The organism is Micromonospora sp. NPDC007230 (assembly GCF_042869115.1).
Taxonomy (GTDB): Bacteria; Actinomycetota; Actinomycetes; order Mycobacteriales; family Micromonosporaceae; genus Micromonospora.
In genome coordinates this window covers 129,661-149,076 of the sequence record NZ_JBIAFE010000015.1, presented here as the reverse complement: position 1 = coordinate 149,076, position 19,416 = coordinate 129,661, and the positions used below count along the sequence as shown (strand labels likewise).

General features: G+C 72.9%; 20 protein-coding genes. 11 read left to right on the top strand and 9 right to left on the bottom strand.

What is annotated here, in order from left to right; all coding sequences use genetic code 11:
• Window positions 1-122: 122 nt before the first annotated feature.
• Both ACFYML_RS21975 and ACFYML_RS21970 read right to left on the bottom strand, forming a co-directional pair.
• Window positions 123-338: a hypothetical protein gene (locus ACFYML_RS21975; protein WP_357435089.1), complete on the bottom strand. Its 216-nt coding sequence runs from the start codon at window positions 336-338 to the stop codon at window positions 123-125.
• A gap of 163 nt (window positions 339-501) precedes the next feature.
• On the bottom strand, window positions 502-1,962 hold the full coding sequence (locus ACFYML_RS21970) for an NYN domain-containing protein (protein WP_387422418.1): 1,461 nt from the start codon (window positions 1,960-1,962) through the stop codon (window positions 502-504).
• A 127-nt stretch (window positions 1,963-2,089) separates the two neighbouring features.
• Between ACFYML_RS21970 and ACFYML_RS21965 the strand changes: the two genes are divergently transcribed.
• From ACFYML_RS21965 to ACFYML_RS21945, 5 genes are all read left to right on the top strand, one after another.
• Window positions 2,090-3,847, top strand: coding sequence for a DEDD exonuclease domain-containing protein (locus ACFYML_RS21965; RefSeq protein WP_387422417.1), 1,758 nt, complete (start codon window positions 2,090-2,092; stop codon window positions 3,845-3,847).
• Between the two features lie 127 nt (window positions 3,848-3,974).
• Window positions 3,975-5,765: a RelA/SpoT family protein gene (locus ACFYML_RS21960; RefSeq protein WP_387422436.1), complete on the top strand. Its 1,791-nt coding sequence runs from the start codon at window positions 3,975-3,977 to the stop codon at window positions 5,763-5,765.
• A 48-nt stretch (window positions 5,766-5,813) separates the two neighbouring features.
• A complete protein-coding gene (locus tag ACFYML_RS21955) occupies window positions 5,814-6,353 on the top strand; it encodes an NUDIX hydrolase (protein ID WP_387422416.1) in 540 nt (179 codons plus the stop codon).
• 92 nt (window positions 6,354-6,445) lie between these two features.
• A complete protein-coding gene (locus ACFYML_RS21950) occupies window positions 6,446-7,303 on the top strand; it encodes an NTP transferase domain-containing protein (protein ID WP_387422435.1) in 858 nt (285 codons plus the stop codon).
• Between the two features lie 36 nt (window positions 7,304-7,339).
• Window positions 7,340-7,627, top strand: a complete 288-nt coding sequence (locus ACFYML_RS21945; RefSeq protein WP_357435082.1) for an Lrp/AsnC ligand binding domain-containing protein — start codon at window positions 7,340-7,342, stop codon at window positions 7,625-7,627.
• Between the two features lie 64 nt (window positions 7,628-7,691).
• Here ACFYML_RS21945 and ACFYML_RS21940 read toward each other — a convergent pair whose 3' ends face one another.
• The 5 genes from ACFYML_RS21940 to ACFYML_RS21920 all read right to left on the bottom strand — a co-directional run bounded on the left by ACFYML_RS21940 (window position 7,692) and on the right by ACFYML_RS21920 (window position 12,962).
• Window positions 7,692-8,393, bottom strand: a complete 702-nt coding sequence (locus ACFYML_RS21940) for a DUF4142 domain-containing protein (protein WP_387422415.1) — start codon at window positions 8,391-8,393, stop codon at window positions 7,692-7,694.
• 208 nt (window positions 8,394-8,601) lie between these two features.
• Entirely contained in the window at window positions 8,602-10,227 is a 1,626-nt protein-coding gene (locus ACFYML_RS21935; RefSeq protein ID WP_073833634.1) for a cytochrome b N-terminal domain-containing protein, read from the bottom strand.
• Complete coding sequence (locus ACFYML_RS21930; protein ID WP_387422414.1) at window positions 10,224-11,309, bottom strand: ubiquinol-cytochrome c reductase iron-sulfur subunit; 1,086 nt, start codon at window positions 11,307-11,309, stop codon at window positions 10,224-10,226. Before ACFYML_RS21930 ends, ACFYML_RS21935 begins: the two co-directional genes overlap by 4 nt.
• 147 nt (window positions 11,310-11,456) lie before the next feature.
• A complete protein-coding gene (locus tag ACFYML_RS21925) occupies window positions 11,457-12,290 on the bottom strand; it encodes a c-type cytochrome (protein ID WP_387422413.1) in 834 nt (277 codons plus the stop codon).
• Between the two features lie 72 nt (window positions 12,291-12,362).
• Window positions 12,363-12,962, bottom strand: a complete 600-nt coding sequence (locus ACFYML_RS21920; RefSeq protein WP_073833637.1) for a heme-copper oxidase subunit III — start codon at window positions 12,960-12,962, stop codon at window positions 12,363-12,365.
• A 108-nt stretch (window positions 12,963-13,070) separates the two neighbouring features.
• Here ACFYML_RS21920 and ACFYML_RS21915 point away from each other — a divergent pair, with 108 nt between their 5' ends.
• The 4 genes from ACFYML_RS21915 (at window position 13,071) to ACFYML_RS21900 (ending at window position 16,090) form a co-directional block, all read left to right on the top strand.
• Window positions 13,071-14,024, top strand: coding sequence for a cytochrome c oxidase assembly protein (locus ACFYML_RS21915; RefSeq protein WP_387422411.1), 954 nt, complete (start codon window positions 13,071-13,073; stop codon window positions 14,022-14,024).
• Between the two features lie 147 nt (window positions 14,025-14,171).
• Window positions 14,172-14,570 (top strand): hypothetical protein, encoded by a 399-nt coding sequence (locus ACFYML_RS21910; protein ID WP_357435074.1) that lies wholly within the window; start codon window positions 14,172-14,174, stop codon window positions 14,568-14,570.
• 77 nt (window positions 14,571-14,647) lie between these two features.
• Window positions 14,648-15,694, top strand: coding sequence for an anthranilate phosphoribosyltransferase (trpD, locus tag ACFYML_RS21905; protein ID WP_387422410.1), 1,047 nt, complete (start codon window positions 14,648-14,650; stop codon window positions 15,692-15,694).
• Between the two features lie 186 nt (window positions 15,695-15,880).
• Window positions 15,881-16,090 carry a hypothetical protein gene (locus tag ACFYML_RS21900; RefSeq protein ID WP_387422409.1) on the top strand — a complete coding sequence of 70 codons (210 nt, stop codon included), beginning with the start codon at window positions 15,881-15,883 and terminating at the stop codon, window positions 16,088-16,090.
• A 226-nt stretch (window positions 16,091-16,316) separates the two neighbouring features.
• Here ACFYML_RS21900 and ACFYML_RS21895 read toward each other — a convergent pair whose 3' ends face one another.
• Together ACFYML_RS21895 and coxB are read right to left on the bottom strand one after the other, a co-directional pair.
• A complete protein-coding gene (locus tag ACFYML_RS21895) occupies window positions 16,317-16,742 on the bottom strand; it encodes a cytochrome c oxidase subunit 4 (RefSeq protein WP_357435070.1) in 426 nt (141 codons plus the stop codon).
• Window positions 16,743-16,752: 10 nt separating this feature from the next.
• Window positions 16,753-17,724 (bottom strand): cytochrome c oxidase subunit II, encoded by a 972-nt coding sequence (coxB, locus tag ACFYML_RS21890; RefSeq protein WP_387422408.1) that lies wholly within the window; start codon window positions 17,722-17,724, stop codon window positions 16,753-16,755.
• A gap of 241 nt (window positions 17,725-17,965) precedes the next feature.
• On the opposite strand from coxB, the gene ACFYML_RS21885 reads away from it, so the two are divergent.
• Window positions 17,966-19,117, top strand: a complete 1,152-nt coding sequence (locus tag ACFYML_RS21885) for a cysteine desulfurase family protein (protein WP_387422407.1) — start codon at window positions 17,966-17,968, stop codon at window positions 19,115-19,117.
• A 64-nt stretch (window positions 19,118-19,181) separates the two neighbouring features.
• On the top strand, window positions 19,182-19,409 hold the full coding sequence (locus ACFYML_RS21880) for a sulfurtransferase TusA family protein (RefSeq protein ID WP_387422406.1): 228 nt from the start codon (window positions 19,182-19,184) through the stop codon (window positions 19,407-19,409).
• Window positions 19,410-19,416 lie beyond the last annotated feature (7 nt).

The window sequence follows — 19,416 nt, the reverse complement described above, 5'->3', positions numbered from 1 at the left end:
GCCCGGTACGGCAGCGCCGGACCCGGCTCGATGATCCACGAGTTCGCGGAACGTGCGGCAGCGGGACGCGCCGGACCCGGCCGCACCGGGCGCCCGGCGATTGGGGCGGCGCGCCCTGGGGATCAGGCGATCCGGCGGCGGCCCGGCCGCCGGGCGGAGCCGGCGATCTCGGCCGAGAGCACCTCGATGTCGAAGCCGGCCCGGGCGAACACCTCGATCGCCCGGTGCTCGGCGGGACCGAGGTCGGCCGCCGGCGAGCCGGTGTCGAGCAGCGCGGTCACCAGGCAGCCGGAACAGCCGGCGCCGCGGATCCCGCAGGTGTCGCAGTCGATGAGCATCAACGCCTCCAGACGCCTCGCCGGTGCCGGGCGGGAGACGGGACCGTCGCCGCCCGACCACCGTCGGTCACCAAGACGCTAGGCCAGGGGTATGACAGAACCGGACAACGAGGCAGCAGCCACCCCGAATCCGATCATCAGGCACCGGGGGCGAGCCGTGGCCTCAGGAGCGGGCGAGCCGCCGCAGCAGCGAGTCGGCGCCCAGCGGGTACGCGCCGTGCCGGCGTACCCCGTCGGCGACCTCGCGGTCGGAGGAGACCACCACCACCGGCCGGCCCGGCGGCTCGGCGCGGACCAGCCGGCGGATCAGCTCGTCCGCGGTCTCCCCCTTGCGGGAGAAGAGCACCCGCACCCCGCGCGGCGTCGGCGGCAGCCCGTGGATCCGCTCCGCGCCGTCGAAGACCACGGTGACCTCGTCGCCGGTCTGCGCGGCGATCCCGCCCAGCCCACTGATCAGCCGTTTGCGCTGCTGCTCCAGCGACATCTCGCCGAAGCCCCGCTTGGTGACGTTGTAGCCGTCCACCACGAGGTGCGCCTTGGGCAGGGCGAGCAGCTGGTCCAACCGGGCCGGGTCGTCGGTGTCCCGGGCCCGGGCGGCCGCGCCGGCCGGGGTGGCCGCCGCCTGGTCGGCGAAGGCGTCCGCGACGAAGTCGGCGGGCAGCCTGTCCACCGGGTCGAGCGCCAGCTCGCGACGCAGCCCGACGGCCGCCTGCCCGATCGTCTCCAGCAGCAGCCACAGCTTCGCGTCGTCGACCGAGCGGGCCTCCTTGGCGGTGGCCCGGGCCACCCCGGCCGCGGCCTCCGCCTCGGCCAGCCGGGCGCGGGCACGGCGCAGCTCGGCGTCGGCGTCGGCCGCCGCCCGGGCCGCCCGGCCCCGCTCGGTGGCGAGCATCTCGGTGGCCTTGCGCTCCCGGGCCTGGGTCTCCCGCAACGCGCGGGCCAGCTGGCGGGCCTCCTCGCGGAGCTGCCCCAACTCCTCCCGGACCCGGGCGAGCTCGTCGCGCAGCTTCTCCGCCTCCACCCGGGCCACGGCCCGGTCGTGCTCGGCGCGGGTGGCCCGCTGCTCGGCCTCCCGGACCAGCTCGGCCACCACCGCAGTGTCCGCCTCGGCGCGCACCGCGGCGCCGCTCGCCTCGATCAGCTCCCGCCACCCCCGAGGCCGGGCCAGGTAGGCCAGGGCGGCCACCTCGACCGGGTCGGCGGCGGCCGGGGCGGTCCCCTCCACCACGGCCGTGCCGAGGTCGCCGGCATCGGCCAGCACCCGTGCGGCGACCCGCTGCCGGAACAACGGGTCGGCGGTGAGCTGGGCGGCGATGGCCGGGGCACCCAGCCGGGCGCGCCGGTTGGGGGCGAACTTGGCGATCCGGCGCAGCGGGACGGGCACCTCGTCGGCGGGCAGCCCGGGCAGCACGACGGCAGTGAGCGCCACGATCCGCTGCCGGACCGGCTCGGGCAGGCTGGGCTCCGGCTCGGGCGGGATCGCCGCACCGGCGTCGGTCCCGGCGGCGTCCGCGAGGTCCGCGGGGTCCGGGCCCGGCGCGTCCGGGTCCTCACCGGCGTCGTGCACGGCGGCCATCAGCTCCTCCTCGGAGGAGTGGTCGTCGTACGGCTCGGTGAGGGGCATGTGGCAAGTCTCCCACCGCGGACGGGCCCACCGCCCGGTGAGTGAGCCGATCTCTCATCCTAGCCCCGTGGTAACGCCTGGGACGGGAGGGACGGGAGTGTCGGACCCCGCCGCTAGCGTGCCCGGGGTGACGCGAGCGGAGTACGTCCAGGAGGCGCTGGCCGGCCTGGACCGGGCGGCGGGCTCGGGGGTCGACCCCGCGCTGCCGCTCTACGCGACCACCTTCGTGGTCGTCGATCTGGAGACCACCGGCGGCGCGCCGGACGGTGGTGGGATCACCGAGATCGGCGCGGTGAAGGTCCGTGGCGGCGAGGAGCTGGGGGTGCTCGCCACCCTGGTCAACCCGGGCGTGCCGATCCCGCCGTTCATCACCGTGCTGACCGGCATCACCCAGGCCATGCTGATCCCCGCCCCGCCGGTCGAGCAGGTGCTGCCGAGCTTCCTGGAGTTCATCACCGACGCCGTGCTGGTCGCCCACAACGCTCCGTACGACGTCGGCTTCCTCAAGGCCGCCTGCGCGAAGCACGGCTACCGCTGGCCCAACCCGCGGGTGCTGGACACCGCGGCGCTGGCCCGCCGGGTGCTCACCCGCGACGAGGTGCCCAACCGCAAGCTGGGCACGCTCGCCGCGTACTTCCGCACAGCCACGCAGCCGACGCACCGGGCGCTGGACGACGCCAAGGCCACCGTCGACGTGCTGCACGGGCTGATCGGGCGGCTCGGCGGGCACCGGGTCGACACCGTCGGCGAGGCGATCGAGTTCGCCCGGGCGGTCACCCCCACCCAGCGCCGCAAGCGGCACCTCGCCGACGGGCTGCCGAAGGTGCCCGGGGTCTACATCTTCCGGGCCGCCGACGACCGGCCGCTCTACGTCGGCACCTCCGGCGACATCGCCACCCGGGTCCGCAGCTACTTCACCGCCGCGGAGAAGCGGGCCCGGATCTCCGAGATGCTGGCCGCCGCCGAGCGGGTCCAGGCCGTCGAGTGCGCCCACTCGCTCGAGGCCGAGGTCCGCGAGCTGCGGCTGATCGCCGCCCACGCCCCGCCGTACAACCGGCGCTCCAAGTACCCGGAACGCCAGGTCTGGCTGAAGCTCACCGACGAGGCGTACCCGCGGCTGTCCATCGTGCGCGATCTCGCCCCCACCGACACCGCCTACCTGGGCCCGTTCCGCTCGAAGCAGGCCGCCGAGCTGGCCGCCGCCGGCTTCCACGACGCCGTGCCGCTGCGCCAGTGCACGCACCGGCTCTCCCGGCGCACCACCATGCCGGCCTGCGCGCTGGCCGAGCTGGGCCGGTGTCCGGCGCCCTGCGAGCACCGGATCACCCCGGAGGAATACGACGACCGCGCCGCCGTCCCGTTCCGTACCGCCACCACCAGCGACCCGCAGGTGGTGGTGGACGCTCTGCTCGCCCGGATCGAGGTGCTCTCCCGCGCCCGGCGCTACGAGGAGGCCGCGGTGGTGCGCGGCCGGCTGGCCGCGGTGCTGCGCGCGGCGGTGCGGATGCAGCGCCTGGCCGGGCTGACCGGCATCGCCGAGCTGGCCGCCGCCCGCCCGGCCGCCCGGGGCGGTTGGGAGCTGGCCCTGGTCCGGTACGGCCGGCTGGCCGGCGCCGGCGTCTCCCCGCCCGGTGTCCATCCGCGACCGACCATCAACGCGATCCGAGCCACCGCCGAGACCGTGCTGCCCGGCCACGGCCCGGTCCCCCGGGCCTCCGCCGAGGAGAGCGAGCGCATCCTGTCCTGGTTGGAGCGACCGGAGACCCGGCTGGTGGAAATCTCGTCCGGCTGGGCGTCCCCGATCGCGGGCGCGGGCCGGTTCCGGGACCTGCTGACCAAGGCGGAGAACGGAGCGTCCCACCAACTCTCAACCGAACGCTCATGACCAACTGTCCGATCGGACTACGTCGACTCCCTTAGGCTGTTAGAGAAGTGCAGTCCTGCCCGTTTCGCGGGCCTGCTCCCGGTCGCCGCTCCCGACGGCCGGGGGCCGGGGTGAGGAGGTGTCCCAGGTGGACGTCGACGCCGGACACGGCGCCGCCCTGGGCGGCGCGCTTCCGACCCAGCCCGGGGAGCTGCCGCTGACCCGCCGGCTGCGCTCCCTGCTCACCTGGCCCACCACCGACCACGACCCGGTCAACGCGCTGGTCCGCGCCCATCGTGGCAGCCACGCCAACGCCGACGCCTCGGTGCTCCGGCGGGCCTACACCATCGCCGAGAACATGCACCGCGGCCAGTTCCGCAAGAGCGGCGAGCCCTACATCACCCATCCGCTGGCGGTCGCCCAGATCTGCGCGAACCTCGGCATGGACACCATCACCCTGGTCGCCGCGCTGCTGCACGACACCGTGGAGGACACCCGCTACACCCTCCAGGCGTTGCAGGAGGACTTCGGCCGCGAGGTGGCCCACCTGGTCGACGGGGTGACCAAGTTCGACAAGGCGTTCTACGGCAAGGTCGCCGAGGCGGAGACGGTCCGCAAGATGATCGTCGCGGCCGGCAAGGACGTCCGGGTGCTGATCATCAAGCTGGCCGACCGGCTGCACAACATGCGCACCCTCGGCGTACGCTCCGCCGCCTCCCGGGAACGCATCGCCCGCAAGACCCAGGAGGTGCTCGTCCCGCTCTGCGACCGGCTGGGCATCCAGACCCTCAAACGCGAGCTGGACGACGTGGTGCTGCTGCATCTCCAGCCGGAGGAGCACGCCCGGATCGCCCGGCACGTGCACGACCGGCCGGGCTGGGACGCGTACCTCGACGACGTGGTGGCGAAGACCCGGGCCGCGTTGCGCCGCAGCCGGGTCGACGCGGAGGTCTCCCCCCGCCCCCGGCACCTCTACTCGATCTGGAAGGACACCGTGGCGGGCGGCCACACCGCCCCCTACGACCTGCCCCGCATCGCCATCGTGGTGGACGGCCCGGCCACCGACTGCTATGCGGCGCTCGGCGCGGTGCACGGGCTCTGGCGGCCGGTGCCGGGCCGTTTCAAGGACTTCATCGCCTCCCCCAAGAACAACCTCTACCGCTCGCTGCACACCAGCGTCTGCGGCCCGCAGGACCGGACGGTGGAGGTGCTGATCCGCACCGAGGAGATGCACCGCTCCGCCGAGTACGGCGTGGCCGCCCACTACCGCTTCCCCCGCGCCGCCGGGCGTGCCGCCGACCGGGCGGCCGAGTTGGCCTGGCTGCGCCGGGTGCTCGACTGGGAGCAGGAGACGGTGGATCCGACGCAGTTCATGGAGTCGCTGCGCTGCGACCTGGCGGAGGCGCAGGTCCAGGTCGTCGCCGACGGGCGGCAGATCGTCCTGCCGGCCGGTGCCACCCCGGTCGACCTCGCCTACGAGCTGGGCCGGGAACGGGGCGACCACTGCCTGGCCGCGCGGATCAACGGGCGGCTGGCCCCGCTCTCCTCGGAACTGGAGGAGGGCGACGTCGTGGAGATCTTCACCGAGAGCGACGCGGAGAGCGGCTTCGAGGCCGACGCGGCGCCGCGCGGACCGCGCCGGGAGTGGCTGCGTTTCGTCAAGTCGCCGCACGCGCAGATGCAGATCAACCGCTGGTTCGCCGAGCACACCGAGCCGGGCATCTCGATCGCCGACAAGGTACGCCTCGGCCGGGCCAGCATCGGCCTGGCGCTGCGCAAGCACAACCGGGGCCTGGCCAGCGACCTGCCGCTGCTGCGGCTCTCCGAGGAACTGGGCTACCCCGACCTGGAGACCCTGCTGGTTGCGGTCTTCGACCGGGCCGTCGAGCCGGACACGGTGGTCCAGCAGCTGATCGATCTCGTCGACCACCGGCAGTAGGTGAACGCCGCTCATCCGGCGGGGCCGTCCGGCCACTAGCCTGAAGGCATGATCCCCCGCGCGCGTGCCACCGGACGGGCCATCGGCTACCAGATCTTCTACCGACTCCCCGTCCCGCTGCGGCGTCGCCTGGTGCGGCTCGCCGTGCCGAAGTACGTCGTCGGCGCGGTCACCCTGGTCCGGGACGCCGAGGCCGAGGGCGCGGGGCGGATCCTGCTGCTGCGCCAACCGCCCGGCTACAGCTGGACCCTCCCGGCCGGCCTGCTGCAACGTGGCGAGGCGCCGGTGGTCGGCGCGGCCCGTGAGCTGTACGAGGAGTCGGGCGTCCGGCTCTCCCCCGACCGGCTCCGCCCGGCCGTGCCCAACGCCGTGGTGCACGCCAAGGGCTGGGTGGACGTGGTCTTCGAGGCCGAGGTGCCGGCCTCGACCACGGCACTGACGGTGGACGGGGCCGAGGTCTTCGAGGCGGCCTGGCACCCGCTGGACGACCTGCCGCGGCTGAGCCGCGCGACCGCCAACCTGCTCGCCCACTACGGCATCGGCCCGCGCGCCGGCGAGGTCCCGCCGGCGGCGCCACCGGCCCCGTGACCGGCCTCGGCCCGCGTCCCGGCCCTGCCGGCACCGGGCGTCCCACCGGTCCGAGCGGCAGCGGCTGGCGGGCGGCGGTGGACGTCTGTGCCGTGGTGCTCGCCGCGGGCGAGGGCACCCGGCTGCGCCCGCTCACCGGGCGGCTGCCCAAGGCGCTCTGCCCGGTCGGCAACGTAGCGCTGCTGGACCGGGCCCTCGATCGGCTGGCCGGGCTCGGCCTGGCCGGTCCGCAGCGCGTCGCGGTGAACGCCTGCTACCTGGGCGACCAGGTGGTCGCGCACGCGGGCGGACGGGCCCACCTGTCGGTCGAGCCGGGCGACCCGCTCGGCACCGCGGGCGGGCTGGGCAACCTGCGGGACTGGATCGCCGGCCGGGGCGTGCTGGTCGGCAACGCCGACGCGTACCTGGCTGATCCGGACGCCCCACCGGGGCCGGACGTGGCGGCGCTGCTGGACGGCTGGGACGGGCGGAGCGTACGCCTGCTCGGCCAGCCCGCCGCCGACCCGGCGGCCCCCGGCACCTTCAGCGGCCACGTGTTCGTCGGGTTCTCGCTGCTGCCCTGGCGGCTGGTCCGCGACCTGCCGGCGACCTTCGGAGACCTGGTCCGGTCGGTGTGGCGGCCGGCGGAGGCGGCCGGCGCGCTGACCGTGGTGCCTTACCGGGGCACCTTCTACGACACCGGCACCCCCGCCGACTACCTGGCGGCGAACCTGCACGCGGCCGGCGCCGGCAGCCTGGTCGATCCGACCGCCACGGTCACCGGGCGGTTGGCGCGGTCGGTGGTCGGGGCGGGTGCGGTGGTCCGGGGCGCCGCCACCCGGGTGGTGGTCTGGCCCGGGGCGACGGTCGGCCCCGAGGAGCGCCTCGCCGACGCGATCCGGGCCGGCACCGACCTGACCGTCCCGGCCGGATCCCCGAGCCGGGGATGGCCTGACCGGGCGAGCCTCTAGCATGGGCCACGACGTCGACGAACGGAGAAATGTCCCGTGATCACCGCGATCGTGCTGATCGACTGCGCCACCGACTCCATCCCCGAGGTGGCCGAGACCCTGGCCAACCTCCCCGGCGTCAGCGAGGTCTACTCGGTGGCCGGCCACGTCGACCTGATCGCCATGGTCCGGGTCCGCGAGTTCGAGCAGATCGCCCAGGTCATCGCGGGCAGCATCTCCAAGGTCCCCGGCGTGATCAACACCGAGTCGCACATCGCGTTCCGGGCCTACTCGCAGCACGACCTGGAGGAGGCGTTCGCGATCGGCCTGGCCGGCGCGGACTAGCCCGACACGCCGGATGGCCGGCCCACCCCAGAGGGGCGGACCGGCCACCATCGGCCGTACGGCGTCAGCTGGTGCTCGGCGCCGGGGTCTCCGTGGTACCCGGGGCCGGGGTCTCGGTGCTGGTGCCGCCCGGAGCCGGGGACTCGGTACCGCCCGGAGCCGGGGACTCGGTGCCACCCGGACCCGTGGTGGCGCTGCCGCCCGGGCTGGGCGTGCCGCTGCTGGCGCTGGTCTGCGGCACCGGGATGCCCAGTGTCTGGGCCAGGGCCGTCAGCGCGTCGAGGTGCGCCTGGAGAACCGGCAGCGCGTCCTGAGCCACGGTGATCACCGACTGCTCGGAGCCCTGCGAGATCTCGGTCTGGGTCGCCTGGATGGCCTGGACGTGGCCGGCCAGCTCAGCGGTCACCCACGCCTTGTCGAACGCGGCGCCGCTGAGGGTGTTCAGGTGGTCGAGGACCTTCTGCTGGTCGGCGGTCGGGTTGTTCGGCAGCTGGACGTTCAGCTGCTGCGCGGTGGACTTCACCGTCTGGTCCAGCTGGGTGTGGTCCGTCACGAACTGCTTACCCAGGTCCTTCACCTGCGCGTTCTGGCCCTTCTGCTGGGCCAGGTTGCCCGAGGTGATCTCGAACAGGTTGACCTGGTGCAGCGCCTGCAGGTACTGGGTGTCCTGCGTCGACGGCTGTGCCGCGGCCTGCGCCGCCGCGGCGGGCGCCACCCCGACCACCACCATGGCGGCGAGCAGTCCGAGGCGTTTGATACCCAACATGTTTCCCCCCCTTTTTCGTTGGACCGCACGGATACCCGGCTGACCGGGGTTATTCCTGCGATTCCACCCGTCCGTGTCGGGGGGTGGCGGGCCGCCGGAGCGGGAGCGTCCGGCCCGCGGCGGGCGGGACGGGACACCCGGCCCGGAAACGGCCGTGGCGCCCGCCGGGGATTCCGGCGGGCGCCACGGTCAGTCCTGCGCGAGCGGGTCAGCGGCGGCTCTCGCCGCTGGTGATCTCCTCCCGCTCCGGTCGGGTCTCGACCGGCGGGTGCCCGGGCGACACCGGCGCCTCGGCCGGCTTCTCGATCGGGTAGAAGAAGCCCCGGATCGCCGGGCCCAGGGCACCGAGCCGGTTCATCTTCTTCGGGACCACCCAGCCGACGTAGTCCAGCGCGCCGTGCCCGTCGTGGTCGGCCTCGCTGAGCGGCTGGTGGACCTCGACGAACCGGCCGTCGGGCAGCCGCTTGATGATGCCGGTCTCCACACCGTGGGCCAGCACCTCCCGGTCGTGCTGCTGGAGACCCAGGCAGATCCGGTAGGTGAAGTAGTACGCCAGCGGCGGGAGGATCAGCAGGCCGATCCGGCCCGCCCAGGTCATCGCGTTCAAGCTGATGTGGAACTTGTCGGCGATGACGTCGTTGCCGCCGGAGAGGGTCAGCACGATGAAGAAGGCCACGGCCATCGCGCCCGCCGCGGTCCGGGCCGGCACGTCCCGGGGCCGCTGGAGCAGGTTGTGGTGACGGTAGTCCTTGAGGCGGCGGGCCTCCAGGAACGGGTACAACAGCGACAGGCCGACCAGGATGCCGGGCAGGACGACCGTCGGCCAGAACAGCGGCGGGATGACGTAGCCGTCGCCGATCGGGATGTTGATCTCCCAGGCCGGCATCAGTCGGGTCGAGCCGTCGAGGAACATGACGTACCAGTCAGGCTGGCTGGCCGCCGACACCACCCACGCCTCGTACGGGCCGAAGTACCAGATCGGGTTGATCTGGAACAGACCACCCATCAGCGCGATCACGCCGAAGACGACCATGAAGAAGCCGCCCTGCTTGAGCGCGTAGCGGGGGAACATCCGCTCGCCGACCACGTTCTCGTTGGTCCGGCCGGGGCCGGGCCACTGGGTGTGCTTCTGCTTGAAGACCAGGCCCAGGTGGACGCTGATCAGGGCGACCAGCAGACCCGGGATGAGCAGCACGTGGGCGATGAAGAACCGGCTGATGATGATGGTGCCGGGGAACTCCCCGCCGAAGATGGACGAGGTGACCCAGGAGCCGATCACCGGGATCGACAGCATGATGCCGGAGGCGATCCGCAGACCGGTGCCGGAGAGGCCGTCGTCCGGCAGCGAGTAGCCGGTGAAGCCGGCGAGGAAGCCGACCCAGAACAGCAGCGAGCCGATGATCCAGTTCGTCTCACGCGGCTTGCGGAACGCGCCGGTGAAGAAGACCCGGAGCATGTGCACCACGATCGAGGCCATGAACAGCAGGGCCGCCCAGTGGTGCATCTGCCGCATGATCAGACCGCCCCTGACGTCGAACGACAGGTTCAGGCTGGAGGCGTAGGCGGCCGACATCGGGGTGCCCCGCAGCGGGGCGTAGCTGCCGTTGTAGATGACCTCGGTCATCGCCGGCTCGAAGAAGAAGGTCAGAAAGACGCCGGTCAGGATCAGGACGATGAACGAGAAGAGTGCGATCTCGCCCAGCAGGAACGACCAGTGGTCCGGGAAGACCTTGTTCAGCAGCTTCCGCAGCGGGGTGGCCGCCTGGAAGCGGTCGTCCAGCGCGCCCGCGCTCCTGGCCGGCACCGCGGCTACGTCAAACTTTCGGCGCTTCATGGCCGCTCCCAGAAGTCGGGACCGATGGTTTCGGTGTAGTCGGACCTCGCCACGAAGAAGCCCTCCTCGTCCACCTCGATCGGCAGCTGCGGCAGCCGCCGACTGGCCGGGCCGAAGACCGGCTTGGCGTTGTCGGTGATGAGGAACTGCGACTGGTGGCACGGGCAGAGCAGCCGGTTGGTCTGCTGCTCGTAGAGGCTGGCCGGGCAACCGGCGTGCGTGCAGATCTTGGAGTATGCCGCGAAGTTGCCCCACATGTAGTCGCCGTGGCCGATCCGGGCGTTGGCTTCGCGCGACTTCTGCGCGTCCTCCTCACGCAGGTGGATCAGCAGGGTCGGCGAGTCGGCGTGCTTGTTGCTCACGCCGCCGTTGATGCCCGGGAAGACGGTGAGCTGGCCGCCGACGCTGACGTCCGCCGGGCGGAGTGGCCGGCCGTCCTCGCGGACCAGCCGGATCTTCTTCCCGTTCTCCGGCTTGAAGCCGGTGGTGAACATCTGGTTGTTCTTGTGCGGGTCGGAGATCAGGCCACCGATCAGCGGCGCCGCGACGACCGCGCCGACCGGCACCAGGCCGGCGAGCAGCGAGACGCCGAGCAGCGGCCGACGCCGGACGCCCATCTCGTCGGCCAGGAAGAGCATGGTCTCGCCGGTGATCTTGCGGTCGTCCGGGGAACTCGGCTGGTCGTGCCGGTCCTGGATCGACACCTCCTTGGGCAGCAGCTTCTTGCCCCAGGTGAGGATGCCGAAGCCGATGCCGAGGAGCGCGATGCCGAGGCTCAGGCCGAGCAGCGGGGTGAAGTACTTGTCGCCGCCGCGGCCCGGCGCCCACTCCCAGGGCCACCAGATGTAGATGATCAGGAACGCGGTCGCGGCCGCACCGGTCAGCAGGAACATCAGGGCGACCGTGCGGGTCAGCCGGCGCTCCGCCTTGCTGCCCGGGACCACCTGCGGCTCGTAGTGGACGATCTCGATGTCGTCCCGCCGCGCGCCCTCCTGGACCACGTCGAACCGGGAGAGCCGGGGGTCGTGCACGTCGAGCGGTTCCCGGCCCGCCGGGGCCTGGTGCTCGGTGTGGGTGCTCATGCCGTCACCTCGCTCCGCTCGGCGCCGGCATGAGGCATCACGGCGCTGTACTGACTATTCGCTCGCTTGCGCTCGCTCATGCCGTCACCTCGCTACGGGTGGCGCCGGGGGTCGACGCCACAGCACTGAAACGAATGATCCGCTCGGTCACGACTTGCCCGCAATCCACAGGCTCGTGAAGACCAGCGCGACGATGCCGACCAGGAAGGCCGCCAGACCCTCGGTCGACGGGCCGTACCGGCCCAGGTTGAAACCGCCCTGGTCCTGGGTGTCCTTCAGGTTCTCCTGGATGTAGGCGATGATGTCCGCCTTCTCCTGCGGAGAGATCTGGTTGTCGCCGAACACCGGCATGTTCTGCGGGCCGCTCAGCATGGCGGCGTAGATCTGCCGGTCGGTGGCCGGGTACAGGCTCGGCGCGTACTTGCCCGAGGAGAGGGCACCGCCGCCGGCGCTGAACGCGTGGCACTGCGAGCAGTTGATCCGGAACAGCTCACCACCGGTGGCGACGTCGGCACCCTCGCGCAGGTTGCCCTGGGGGACCTCCGGTCCGCCGCCCAGCTCCTGGATGTACTGGCTGAGCTGGCGCACCTGCTCGTCAGTGAACTGAGGCTTCTTGCGGGGGGCCTGGGCCTCCTGCCGGGCCATCGGCATCCGACCGCTGCTGACCTGGAACTCCACCGAGGCCGCCCCGACGCCGATCAGGCTCGGACCGCGTCCCGCGACGCCCTGGGCGTTGCGACCGTGACAGGTCACACAGCTCACGTCGAACAGCGCCTTGCCCTCGTTGGCGGCGGCGCTCAGGGGCGGGTTTTCCTGCGCCTGCACGCCCGGGGCGAAGAGGGTGTAGGCACCGCCGGCCAGCATCAGCGCGGCGGCCAGCCGGACCGCGGCACCCAGCCGGCGGCGGCCCCTGCTGCGCGCTACGGGCCGCCCGCGCAGCCGCGCGAGCAGACCGCGTCGGCGGTCGTTGTCAGAAGTCATGACCTGTGTCCTTAACCGGTTGGACCTTGTCTCAGGGGACGAAGCAGCGGCGCGATACGTGACGCGCCAAGATCACTGGAGCCAGTAGATCATGGCGTAGAGCCCGATCCACACGACGTCGACGAAGTGCCAGTAGTACGACACGACGATGGCCGACGTGGCCTGGGCCGGGGTGAACCGGCCCATGGTGGTGCGGATCATGAAGATGATGAAGGCGATCAGACCGCCAGTCACGTGCAGACCGTGGAAGCCGGTGGTCAGGTAGAACATCGACCCGTAACCGTCTCCGTTGATCTTCACGCCCTCGTGCACCAGGGTCCGGTACTCGTTCGCCTGGCCGAGCACGAAGATCAGGCCCATCACGAAGGTGATCGTGAACCATCGCCGCAGGGCGTGGACGTCACCCTTCTCGGCGGCGAAGACACCGAGCTGGCAGGTCACCGAGGACAGCACCAGGATCACCGTGAAGGTGGTCGCGTAGGGGATGTTCAGGACCTCGGTGTGCTTCTCCCACTGCTCCGGCGCCGCCGCGCGGATCGAGAAGTACATCGCGAACAACGCCGCGAAGAACATGAGTTCACTGGAGAGCCACACGATCGTCCCGACGCTGACCATGTTGGGGCGCGTCAGGGAGTGGATCCGGCTCTTGTCAATGGCTGGGGCCGCAGTCACGCGGTCATTATTGCCCTTGACCGGGACCGACGATCAGCGGGGTGGCAATCCCGTGCCATCAGTGGCCCGATCGGGGGCGTCCGCTTCGCCTGACCTACCCTGAAAAGCGTGCTGCACGTCGATCCGATCTTCGCCGCCACCTCGGCCGCTCCGTCGACCCTGGCCGCCGGGGGCGAGGGCGTCCCGCCGCCCTTCACCATCGCCCGGGTGTTCACCGAGACCCGACTGGACAACTGGCTCGCCGTCGGGCTGGTGCTGGCCGCCGGCCTCTACCTCTACGGCGTGTACCGGCTGCGGCTGCGCGGCGACCACTGGCCGGTCCTGCGCACGGTCTGCTTCCTCGGCCCGGGCCTGGGCGGCATCGCGGCGGTGACGGTCAGCGGGCTGGGGGCGTACGACACCACCCTGCTGTCGGTGCACATGGTGCAGCACATGGTGCTGTCCATGGTCGCGCCGATCTTCCTGGCGCTGGGCGCCCCGGTGACGCTCGCCCTGCGTACCCTGCCGCTGCGCCCGCGCAAGCGGCTGCTGGCGGTCGTGCACAGCCGGATCGCGCGGATCTACACCTTCCCGCTGGTGGCGTTCGCCATCTTCGTGGTGAACCCGTTCGTGCTCTACTTCACCAACCTGTACGAGTACACCCTGCAGCACGGGTGGGCGCACGAGCTGGTCCACGCGCACTTCATCGCCACCGGGTGCGTGTTCTTCTGGCCGCTGCTCGGCCTCGACCCGCTGCCCGGCCGCTGGCCGCACCCGGCCCGCGCGCTGCTGATGGTGCTCTCCGTGCCGTTCCACACCGTGCTCGGGCTCACCATCATGCAGAGCACCACGCTGCTCGGCGGCGACTGGTACCCGTCGCTGCACCTGACCTGGTCGGACCCGGCGAACGACCAGGTGGTCGCCGGCGGGGTGCTGTGGGCCGGCGGCGAGTTCGTCAGCGTCACCATGCTGGCCGTGCTGGTCGTCCAGTGGATCAAGCACTCCGAGCGCGAGGCCCGCCGGCTGGACCGCGAGCTGGACCGCCAGGAGGCCCGCGAGCGCGCCGCCGAGGCCACCGCCTGAGCTGCCCCGGCGGCAAATCCAGCTCGGCGCGTCTGATGCCGCTCCGCTGCCTGGAGCCGTCGGGCGGCACGCCAGGGCGGGCCGTCCGGCCGAATGTGACGCCCGCTACGATCAGCGGGCAGCTACAGAGGTGGGAGCTAGTCAGCGATGAGCGATCGTCTTTACACCGTCCTGCTCTACAGCGACGACCCGAAGGTCCGCGACCGGATGCGACTCGCCGTCGGCACCCGCCCCGCGCCCGGCCTCGAGATCGAGTTCGTGGAGGCCGCCGACTACGCCGGGTGCGTCCGGCTGGTCGACGACTACGAGATCGACCTGCTCCTGCTGGACGGCGAGGCCAGCCCGGGCGGCGGCCTCGGCATCGCCCGCCAGATCAAGGACGACCGGGACGACGCCCCGCCGACCTGCGTGGTGCTGGCCCGCGCCGCCGACCGCTGGCTGGCCGCGTACGCCGAGGTCGACGCCACGCTGACCCACCCGCTCGACCCGGTGACCACCGGCACCACCGTCGCCGAGCTGCTGCGGCGTACGCACGCCGCGGCCTGAGCGACCCCTTCGGCGCCACGGCAACGAGGCCGTGGCGCCGTGCCACCCCCGCTCTCACCCCACACGGGAGGGCCGCCATGGGCGACCGGACCTGGCCGCTGCTGCTCAACGCGCTGCTGCGCGGCGAGGAGCTCTCCACCGCCGACACCGCCTGGGCGATGGACGAGATCATGACCGGCTCGGCCAGTTCGGCGCAGGTGGCCGGCTTCGTGGTGGCGCTGCGCGCCAAGGGTGAGACCCCCGCCGAGCTGGCCGGCCTGGTGCAGGCGATGCTCGGCCGGTCGGTGCAGGTCGAGCTCCCCGAGGAGATCCGGGCCACCGCGCTGGACGTGGTCGGCACCGGCGGCGACCTCGCTCACACGGTGAACATCTCCACGATGACCGCGCTGGTGGTGGCCGGGGCCGGCGTCCGCGTGGTGAAGCACGGCAACCGCGCCGCCTCCTCCTCGTGCGGCACCGCCGACCTGCTGGAATTCCTGGGTGTCCCGCTGGACCTGGCACCCGAGCAGGTGGCCCGGTGCGTCACCGAGGCCGGCATCGGCTTCTGCTTCGCGGGCCGCTTCCACCCGGGGATGCGCCACGCCGGCCCGGTACGCCGCGAGATCGGCGTGCCGACCGCGTTCAACTTCCTCGGCCCGCTGACCAACCCGGCCCGTCCCCGGGCCGGCGCGGTCGGCTGCTTCGACCTGCGGATGGCGCCGGTGATGGCGGCCGTCTTCGCGGCCCGGGGCGACTCGGTGGTGGTGATGCGCGGCGAGGACGGGCTGGACGAGTTCACCACCGCCGCGCCGACCCGGGTCTGGGTGGCCCAGCAGGGCACCGTGAGGGAGGCGCTGCTGGACGCGGCGGAGCTGGGGGTAGCCCGGTCCACCCTGGCCGACCTGCGGGGCGGGGACGCCGCGTACAACGCCGGGGTGGCCCGGCGGCTGCTGGCCGGCGAGACCGGCCCGGTCCGGGACGCGGTGCTGGTGAACGCCGCGGTCGCGCTGGCCACCCAGGGCCCGCTCGACGGTGACCTGCACGAGGCGCTGCGGGCCGGCATGGCCCGGGCGGCGGAGTCCATCGACTCGGGTGCCGCCGCCGGCGTCCTGGACCGCTGGCTCGAGGTGGCCCGCTCGATCTGACGCCCGGCCCCGGGCGCTGTCACACCCCACTGGTACGCCTGGAGGCGTCCCGGGGACGGCATGCCGGGGCGGGCCCACGCCCGGAAGTGTCAGACCGGCGTGCCAAACTACACGGGAGTAATTTTCCGTTTTCCGCCAATGCGGGCACCACCCCGCGGCGGGCACCGGGTAGGAGAGGAGACGCCCGTGTCGGACCGCGAGTTCCACTGCGACACCTGCGAGGGCGTTGCGTTGTTCGAGGCCCCGCCCTGCGTCGACGGTCACGGCGCCGACTGCCCGGAGCTGGTCTGCACCGGCTGCGGCGCGGCCCTGCTGATCGCCACCTTCGCCTTCCGCGCGCCGCGCCTGGAGCAGCGTCGCCGCGGCACCCGACCGGTGCACCGCCGCGCCGCCTGACCCAGCGGCCGCTCCCCCGCCGCCGGGTCGCCGACGTGGGGTGATCCCGGGTAGCCGGACACCGCCAGGTCGGCGAAGCGGAGTCGATCAAGCAGCGAGACCGGGCGCGGCGCCCGGGCGACCGGGACGCCGGCGAGCTGGCCCTGGGGGACCCGCCCGCACACCTGGACCCATGCGTCGAGGCCCGCGTCCCAACGGGACGCGGGCCTCGGGACGAGCCGTTAACTCAGTGCTCGGCGGTCCGGCGGGTGCCGGAGTAGTACTCGAAGAGCAGGCCGCAGGCGGCGAAGATCACCGCGACCAGGCCCACGCCGAGCAGCCACATCTGCCAGTAGACCAGCCCCAGGCCGGCGATCGACGCGGCCAGGGCCAGGCCGAACGGCCAGTAGCTGCCGGGGCTGAAGAAGCCGACCTCGCCCGCGCCGTCGGCGACCTCGGCGTCCGGCCGGTCCTCCGGGCGCAGGTCGATCCGGCGGGAGACGAACCAGAAGAAGCCACCGCACATCGAGCAGAGCAGGAAGGACAGCACCAGCGCCACCGTGCCGACCCACTCGACCCGGCCGCCCTCGCCGTACGTCCAGGCGGCGTAGAGGATGCTGACGCCGAAGAGGAACGTCGCGACGGTCAGGAAGATCTTCCACTCGGTCTTCATGCCGGCCCCCTCAGCTGCCCGCGCCGGCGCCGGCGCCGCTCGGGTTGAAGTTGTTCTTGTCGCGCCGGGTGTCGAACGGCTTGGTCGTCTCGGCGATCGGCTTCTCGCCGATGGCCGTGAGCGCCTCCTGGGTCGACTTGCCGGCCTTCTTGGCCGCCAGGAACTGCTCGTACTTCTCCGGCGAGACGACCCGCAGCTCGAAGTTCATGAAGGCGTGGTAGGTGCCGCACAGCTCGGCGCAGCGGCCCACGTACGCGCCCTCCTGGTCGAGGCTGGTGACCTCGAAGACGTTCCGGATGCTGCCCGGGAAGACGTCCCGCTTGAACAGCAGCTCCGGCACCCAGAACGAGTGCACGACGTCGCGGCTCTGCTCCTCGAACCGGATCGACTTGCCGGTCGGCAGCACCAGGATCGGGATGACCTCGCTGGTGCCGAGGACCGAGGCGACGGTGTTGGCGTCGCGGCCCTGGCCGTCGCGGTAGTTGAACTGCCAGTTCCACTTGAAGGCGACGACCTCGACCGTGACGTCCGGGTTCTTCGTCGTCTTGTCCACGCCGGTCTGCACGATCGCCGTGTAGTAGAAGAGCACCGAGACGATCAGGATCGGCGCGATCGTGTAGAGGAACTCCATCGGCATGTTGTAGCGGGTCTGCACCGGCAGCGCGTTACCCCGCTTCCGGTAGCGGATCACGCACCAGAAGATCAGGCCCCAGACGAAGACGCCGACCGCGAGGGCCGCGATGCAGGACGCGATCCACAGGTCGTACATCCGGTGCGACTCCGGGGTGATGCCGCCCTGCGGCCACCCGAAGCCGTCGACCGACGCGCCAATGTCGCAGCCGGTGAGCAGCACCAGCAGCGCGGCGCCGCCGAGACCGAGCCCGGCGAGCCGACCAGCACCACGCCGCCGGTGCCCACCGGCTCCCGGGGAAGCGCTGTGCCGTACGGCCGACGACCGTACCTCCGAACTCCTTGCGACCACCTGGTCCTGCCTCCCTAGCGCGCCGCGGTGGGGGTTTCTCTCCGTACCGACGGCAAAGGCGTCACCGACGGTCGCAGATTACTCGACCATGACGGGCCTGACCGTGTTGGGGTCGCTGTCCGCCCCCATCGGGGGTCCCGCGGGCGGGCGGCGCGATAGCGTCGGCAGTCGTGAGCGAGCGAACCATCAGCCTCAGTGGCGCGGCGCCGCGCGACGCCGCGGAGCGGGGCGAGGCGGCGGCGTGACCCCATCCCCGGTCTACCTGGACGCGGCCACCGCGGCCCCGCTGCACCCGGTCGCGCGGCAGGCGTTGCTGGCCGCGCTGGACGACGGCTGGGCCGACCCCGGCCGGCTCTACACCCAGGCCCGCCGGGCCCGCCAGCTCCTCGACGCCGCCCGCGAGGCCGCCGCGCAGACCCTCGGCGTCCGCGCCGACGAGCTCTCCTTCACCCCCAGCGGTACGAGCGCCGCGCACGCGGCCGTGCTGGGCGGGCTGGCGGGACGGCGCCGGGTCGGGGCGACCCTGGTGCACTCCGCGATCGAGCACTCGGCGGTGCTGCACGCCGCGGAGCGCCACGTGGCGGCCGGCGGCGACGCGGTGCCCGTGGCGGTGGACCGGCTCGGGCGGCTGGACCTGGACGCCTGGACGGCGGCGGTGGCCGCGCCGGGGGTGGCCCTCGCGGCGCTGATCGCGGCCAGCCACGAGGTGGGCACCGTGCAGCCGGTGCCGGTGGCGGCCGAGGCGTGCGCCCAGGCCGGGGTGCCCTTGTACGTCGACGCGGCGCAACTGGTCGGCCGGGCGCCGCTGCCGGCCGGCTGGTCGGTGCTGAGCGCCAGCGCGCACAAGTGGGGCGGGCCACCCGGCGTCGGGCTGCTGGTGGTCCGCAAGGGCACCCGGTGGGAGTCGCCGTTCCCGGCCGACGAGCGGGAGTCGGGGCGTACCCCGGGGGTGTTGAACCTGCCCGCGGTGGTGGCGGCGGCGGCGAGCCTGCGCGCGGCGGCGGCGGAGGCGGCGGCCGAGACGGCCCGGCTGGCGCCGCTGGTGGACCGGATCCGGGCCCGGGTGGCGGCCGACGTGCCGGACGTGGAGGTGGTCGGCGACCCGGTCGACCGGCTCCCCCACCTGGTCACGTTCTCCTGTCTCTACGTGGACGGCGAGGCGCTGCTGCACGCGCTGGACCGGCGGGGCTTCGCGGTCTCCTCCGGCTCCTCGTGCACCTCGTCGACGCTGCGGCCGTCGCACGTGCTGGAGGCGATGGGGGTGCTGTCGCACGGCAACGTCCGGGTGTCGCTGCACCGGGACACCACGGCGGCGGACGTGGACCGCTTCCTCGCCGAGCTGCCCGGGATCGTCGCCGACCTGCGCGCCGAGGCGGGGGTCACCGGCCTGTGAGCGAGCGAACCATCAAGATCAGTGGCGTGGCGCCGCGCGCCGCCGCGGCGCGGAGCGAGGCGGCGTGAGCGAACCGGACGAGGTGCTCGACTGCCGGGGGCAGCGCTGCCCGCTGCCCGTGATCAACCTGGCCCGCCGGCTGCCCGAGCTGCCGGTCGGCGCGGTGGTCCGGGTGCTCGCCGACGACCCGGCCGCCGCGGTCGACATCCCCGCCTGGTGCCGGATGCGCGACCAGGAGTTCCTGGCCGCCCACCCCGCTCCCCCCGCCTACGACGTCCGCCGCACCCACTGACCCCGGC

Coding starts and splice junctions, on each gene's coding strand:
- ACFYML_RS21895 (WP_357435070.1), bottom strand. CDS start 16,742: ATGAAGACCGAGTGGAAGATCTTCCTGACCGTCGCGACGTTCCTCTTC.
- ACFYML_RS21940 (WP_387422415.1), bottom strand. CDS start 8,393: ATGTTGGGTATCAAACGCCTCGGACTGCTCGCCGCCATGGTGGTGGTC.
- ACFYML_RS21930 (WP_387422414.1), bottom strand. CDS start 11,309: ATGAGCACCCACACCGAGCACCAGGCCCCGGCGGGCCGGGAACCGCTC.
- trpD (WP_387422410.1), top strand. CDS start 14,648: ATGGGCGACCGGACCTGGCCGCTGCTGCTCAACGCGCTGCTGCGCGGC.
- ACFYML_RS21910 (WP_357435074.1), top strand. CDS start 14,172: ATGAGCGATCGTCTTTACACCGTCCTGCTCTACAGCGACGACCCGAAG.
- ACFYML_RS21925 (WP_387422413.1), bottom strand. CDS start 12,290: ATGACTTCTGACAACGACCGCCGACGCGGTCTGCTCGCGCGGCTGCGC.
- ACFYML_RS21935 (WP_073833634.1), bottom strand. CDS start 10,227: ATGAAGCGCCGAAAGTTTGACGTAGCCGCGGTGCCGGCCAGGAGCGCG.
- ACFYML_RS21955 (WP_387422416.1), top strand. CDS start 5,814: ATGATCCCCCGCGCGCGTGCCACCGGACGGGCCATCGGCTACCAGATC.
- ACFYML_RS21975 (WP_357435089.1), bottom strand. CDS start 338: ATGCTCATCGACTGCGACACCTGCGGGATCCGCGGCGCCGGCTGTTCC.
- ACFYML_RS21970 (WP_387422418.1), bottom strand. CDS start 1,962: ATGCCCCTCACCGAGCCGTACGACGACCACTCCTCCGAGGAGGAGCTG.